The sequence below is a fragment of the Candidatus Pantoea edessiphila genome (genome assembly GCF_002933355.1).
Classification (GTDB): Bacteria; Pseudomonadota; Gammaproteobacteria; order Enterobacterales; family Enterobacteriaceae; genus Pantoea_C; species Pantoea_C edessiphila.
Genome location: NZ_PDKU01000007.1, coordinates 1 through 3,205, shown reverse-complemented (window position 1 = coordinate 3,205; position 3,205 = coordinate 1). Strand labels below are relative to the sequence as shown.

Below are 3,205 nucleotides of genomic sequence, written 5' to 3'. Positions count from 1 at the left end.
AGTTCTTTAAAAATTTGGAACAAGTTAACAAATATTAAGTAACTGTATTTTAATTAAATGTATTTTAATTAAAAAAGTTATCTAATATTTATAAAATTCTCAATGTTCTTACAATCTAAAAATGCCTGTGGGTTGTAAGGTTAAGTAATTAAGCGTATATGGTGGATGCCTTGGCAGTCAGAGGCGATGAAGGACGTGCAAATCTGCGAAAAGCGTCGGTAAGGTGATATGAACCGCTATAACCGGCGATGTCCGAATGGGGAAACCTGATACTTAATTGTATCATCGTTAAGTAAATACATAGCTTGACGAAGCAAACCGGGAGAACTGAAACATCTAAGTAACCCGAGGAAAAGAAATCAACCGAGATTCCCCTAGTAGTGGCGAGCGAAAGGGGAACAGCCCAGAGCTTAAAATAAATTTGTTTGTTAGTAGAATGGTCTGGAAAGTCCAACGATACAGGGTGATAGTCCCGTATATAAAAATATATAAATTTATATGCTCAAAGAGTAGGACGGGACACGTGGTATCTTGTCTGAATATGGGGGGACCATCCTCCAAGGCTAAATACTCCTGACTGACCGATAGTGAACTAGTACCGTGAGGGAAAGGCGAAAAGTACCCCGGCTAGGGGAGTGAAATAGAACCTGAAACCATATACGTACAAGCAGTGGAAGCATTGTAATGATGTGACTGCGTACCTTTTGTATAATGGGTCAGCGACTTATATTTTGTAGCAAGGTTAACTTTATAAGGAAGCCGTAGGGAAACCGAGTCTTAACTGGGCGTTTGAGTTGCAAAATATAGACCCGAAACCCGGTGATCTAACTATGAGCAGGTTGAAGGTTGGGTAACACTAATTGGAGGACCGAACCGACTAATGTTGAAAAATTAGCGGATGACTTGTGGTTAGGGGTGAAAGGCCAATCAAACCGGGAGATAGCTGGTTCTCCTCGAAAGCTATTTAGGTAGCGCCTCGTGAATTTATCTCCGGGGGTAGAGCACTGTTTCGGTTAAGGGGCTATCCAAGCTTACTAATCCGATGCAAACTACGAATACCGGTGAATATTATCACGGGAGACACACGGCGGGTGCTAACGTCCGTCGTGGAAAGGGAAACAACCCAGACCGCCAGCTAAGGTCCCTAAATTATGATTAAGTGGAAAACGATGTGGGAAGGCTTAAACAGCCAGGATGTTGGCTTAGAAGCAGCCATCATTTAAAGAAAGCGTAATAGCTCACTGGTCGAGTCGGCCTGCGCGGAAGATGTAACGGGGCTAAATCATATACCGAAGCTGCGGCAATAATATTTTATATTATTGGGTAGAGGAGCGTTCTGTAAGTCGTTGAAGGTGTATTGTAAAATATGCTGGAGATATCAGAAGTGCGAATGCTGACATAAGTAACGATAAAGCGGGTGAAAAACCCGCTCGCCGAAAGACTAAGGGTTCCTGTCTAACGTTAATCGGGGCAGGGTGAGTCGACCCCTAAGATGAGGCCGAAAGGCGTAATCGATGGGAAACAGGTTAATATTCCTGTACTTGGTAGTACTGCGAAGGGGGGACGGAGAAAGCTATATCATCCGGGTGACGGTTATCCCGGTTTAAGCGTGTAGGTGGATGTTCTTGGAAAATCCGGTACATCATTAACACCAAGGCGTGATGACTAAGTGTGTAATAACACTAAAGTGATAAATGCTATGCTTCCAAGAAAAGCCTCTAAGCATCAGGTGATACTAAATCGTACCCTAAACCGACACAGGTGGTCAGGTAGAGAATACTAAGGCGTTTGAGAGAACTCGGGTGAAGGAACTAGGCAAAATGGTGCCGTAACTTAGGGAGAAGGCACGCTAACATATAGGTAAAAAGATTTACTCTTGGAGCTTAAGTTAGTCGAAGATACCAGCTGGCTGCAACTGTTTACTAAAAACACAGCACTGTGCAAACACGAAAGTGGACGTATACGGTGTGACGCCTGCCCGGTGCCGGAAGGTTAATTGATGGGGTTATCTATAAACTAGAAAAGCTCTTGATCGAAGCCCCGGTAAACGGCGGCCGTAACTATAACGGTCCTAAGGTAGCGAAATTCCTTGTCGGGTAAGTTCCGACCTGCACGAATGGCGTAATGATGGCTAGGCTGTCTCCACCCGAGACTCAGTGAAATTGAATTTGCTGTGAAGATGCAGTGTACCCGCGGCAAGACGGAAAGACCCCGTGAACCTTTACTATAGCTTGGCATTGAATATTGAATATTAATGTGTAGGATAGGTGGGAGGCTATGAAGTATAGACGCCAGTTTATATGGAGCCATCCTTGAAATACCACCCTTTGATATTGAATATTCTAACGTGATTCCGTAATCCGGAATACAGACAGTGTCTGGTGGGTAGTTTGACTGGGGCGGTCTCCTCCTAAAGAGTAACGGAGGAGCACAAAGGTCAGCTAATCACGGTCGGAAATCGTGAGTTTAGTGCAATGGCATAAGCTGGCTTAACTGCGAGAATGACAATTCGAGCAGATGCGAAAGCAGGTCATAGTGATCCGGTGGTTCTGAATGGAAGGGCCATCGCTCAACGAATAAAAGGTACTCCGGGGATAACAGGCTAATACCGCCCAAGAGTTCATATCGACGGCGGTGTTTGGCACCTCGATGTCGGCTCATCACATCCTGGGGCTGAAGTAGGTCCCAAGGGTACGGCTGTTCGCCGTTTAAAGTGGTACGCGAGCTGGGTTTAGAACGTCGTGAGACAGTTCGGTCCCTATCTGCCGTGGGCGTTGGAGAATTGAGGGAGGTTACTCCTAGTACGAGAGGACCGGAGTGAACGCACCACTGGTGTTCGGGTTGTCATGCCAATGGCATTGCCCGGTAGCTAAGTGCGGAAAAGATAAGCGCTGAAAGCATCTAAGCACGAAACTTGTCCCAAGATTAGTTCTCACTGATTCTTTAATAAAGAATCCTAAAGGGACGTTGAAGACAACAACGTTGATAGGCCGGATGTGTAAGCATAGTGATATGTTGAGCTAACCGGTACTAATGACCCGTGAGGCTTAACCTTACAACACCAGAGTCATTTTTAATAAATATTGAGAATATATAAAACTTTAGCTTGTTATAAATTTAATTTTTAAAATTATAAGTTTATTTTTGCCTGGCGGCTATAACGCGATAGTACCACCTGAAACCATGCCGAACTCAGAAGTGAAAT

At 44.6% G+C, this 3,205-nt stretch carries 1 rRNA gene; it reads left to right on the top strand.

The annotated features are described in order from the left end of the window. Window positions 1–138: 138 nt before the first annotated feature. Window positions 139–3,055: ribosomal RNA gene (locus CRV10_RS03695) — 23S ribosomal RNA — on the top strand. Window positions 3,056–3,205 lie beyond the last annotated feature (150 nt).